This is a genomic window from Streptococcus porcorum, assembly GCF_053203725.1.
Genome location: NZ_JBRUDG010000063.1, coordinates 1 through 2,573 on the forward strand (window position 1 = coordinate 1; position 2,573 = coordinate 2,573).

The 2,573-nt window shown below is 35.9% G+C and carries 2 protein-coding genes; both read left to right on the forward strand.

From position 1 onward, the window contains the following. Window positions 1-501 precede the first annotated feature (501 nt). The gene (locus ACVRWY_RS09425; RefSeq protein ID WP_238834640.1) at window positions 502-1,437 is read left to right on the forward strand and encodes a protein rep; all 936 of its coding nucleotides are present in this window, start codon (window positions 502-504) and stop codon (window positions 1,435-1,437) included. Window positions 1,438-1,514: 77 nt separating this feature from the next. Further along, entirely contained in the window at window positions 1,515-2,438 is a 924-nt protein-coding gene (aph(2'')-IIIa, locus tag ACVRWY_RS09430) for an aminoglycoside O-phosphotransferase APH(2'')-IIIa (RefSeq protein WP_139875134.1), read from the forward strand. Window positions 2,439-2,573 lie beyond the last annotated feature (135 nt).

Sequence of the window (2,573 nt, forward strand, 5' to 3'; positions counted from 1 at the left end):
GAAAATGACTATTTTTAAAGATTAGCAAAGATTATTAACCATAAGCAAGGGGTGTAAATGTATGGAAAGTACTGATGTTATAAATGAAATTAGAGGTATATTACCTCGTAACTCAATTGGAAAATATTCATTAGTTGTCCCCTTTTTAGAAAATTATTCTTAATTTTTTAATAACTTTTGAAAGATCTAGATTTCGCCATCGTTGTTTTATTACTTTTTCGAATGTCGTACTTTTCGTTTTATTGCGAATGATATCTTCAAATACTTTCAAACGAGTATTATTGTTATAACGTCATTTTTATTTTAGTTGCTGAAAGGTGCGTTGAAGTGTTGGTATGTATGTGTTTTAAAGTATTGAAAACCCTTAAAATTGGTTGCACAGAAAAACCCCATCTGTTAAAGTTATAAGTGACCAAACAAATAACTAAATAGATGGGGGTTTCTTTTAATATTATGTGTCCTAATAGTAGCATTTATTCAGATGAAAAATCAAGGGTTTTAGTGGACAAGACAAAAAGTGGAAAAGTGAGACCATGGAGAGAAAAGAAAATCGCTAATGTTGATTACTTTGAACTTCTGCATATTCTTGAATTTAAAAAGGCTGAAAGAGTAAAAGATTGTGCTGAAATATTAGAGTATAAACAAAATCGTGAAACAGGCGAAAGAAAGTTGTATCGAGTGTGGTTTTGTAAATCCAGGCTTTGTCCAATGTGCAACTGGAGGAGAGCAATGAAACATGGCATTCAGTCACAAAAGGTTGTTGCTGAAGTTATTAAACAAAAGCCAACAGTTCGTTGGTTGTTTCTCACATTAACAGTTAAAAATGTTTATGATGGCGAAGAATTAAATAAGAGTTTGTCAGATATGGCTCAAGGATTTCGCCGAATGATGCAATATAAAAAAATTAATAAAAATCTTGTTGGTTTTATGCGTGCAACGGAAGTGACAATAAATAATAAAGATAATTCTTATAATCAGCACATGCATGTATTGGTATGTGTGGAACCAACTTATTTTAAGAATACAGAAAACTACGTGAATCAAAAACAATGGATTCAATTTTGGAAAAAGGCAATGAAATTAGACTATGATCCAAATGTAAAAGTTCAAATGATTCGACCGAAAAATAAATATAAATCGGATATACAATCGGCAATTGACGAAACTGCAAAATATCCTGTAAAGGATACGGATTTTATGACCGATGATGAAGAAAAGAATTTGAAACGTTTGTCTGATTTGGAGGAAGGTTTACACCGTAAAAGGTTAATCTCCTATGGTGGTTTGTTAAAAGAAATACATAAAAAATTAAACCTTGATGACACAGAAGAAGGCGATTTGATTCATACAGATGATGACGAAAAAGCCGATGAAGATGGATTTTCTATTATTGCAATGTGGAATTGGGAACGGAAAAATTATTTTATTAAAGAGTAGTTCAACAAACGGGCCATATTGTAGAGTAAGACTTATTAAACTAAGCAGGAGAGCTGCATAAGGAGATAGGAGAATAAATGAAACAAAATAAACTTCACTACTATACCACAATGATAATGACTCAGTTCCCAGATATAAGCATACAATCCGTCGAGTCGCTTGGTGAGGGCTTTAGGAATTACGCGATCCTCGTCAATGGAGATTGGGTTTTTCGTTTTCCCAAGAGTCAACAAGGTGCAGACGAATTGAACAAAGAAATCCAATTGCTACCTCTGTTGGTCGGTTGTGTTAAGGTGAATATTCCACAGTATGTATATATCGGAAAGCGAAGTGATGGAAATCCCTTCGTGGGCTACCGTAAAGTCCAAGGCCAAATCTTGGGTGAAGACGGGATGGCCGTTTTTCCCGATGATGCAAAAGATCGACTGGCGCTGCAACTTGCTGAGTTCATGAATGAGCTAAGCGCATTTCCTGTTGAAACTGCCATATCAGCCGGGGTTCCTGTTACAAACCTGAAAAATAAAATTCTCTTGCTATCGGAAGCTGTGGAGGATCAGGTGTTCCCTCTTCTTGATGAGTCTTTAAGGGACTATCTCACGCTGCGCTTCCAATCCTATATGACTCATCCGGTATATACACGATATACGCCGAGACTAATTCACGGCGATTTGTCACCTGATCATTTTTTGACGAATTTGAATTCACGTCAGACCCCATTAACAGGCATTATCGATTTTGGTGATGCCGCAATAAGTGATCCCGATTATGATTATGTATACCTTTTGGAAGATTGCGGCGAGCTGTTTACTCGGCAAGTGATGGCTTATAGAGGCGAGGTTGACTTGGATACTCTCATCAGAAAAGTCTCCTTGTTCGTAACGTTCGATCAAGTCAGTTACCTGTTAGAAGGCTTAAGGGCAAGGGATCAGGACTGGATTTCTGAAGGGTTAGAGCTTTTGGAAGAGGATAAGGCCAACAATTTTGGTGCGAACAGTGCTTAATGATTCCTTTACTCAAAAATGGATAGACAGCAGTTTTGTAGCTTATATTGGCTCAAACATATAATAAACCGAAAGAAAATCTTGAATCAAAATTTTGGATGGCGTTAATTTACAATACAACGAAAGATGTTTACT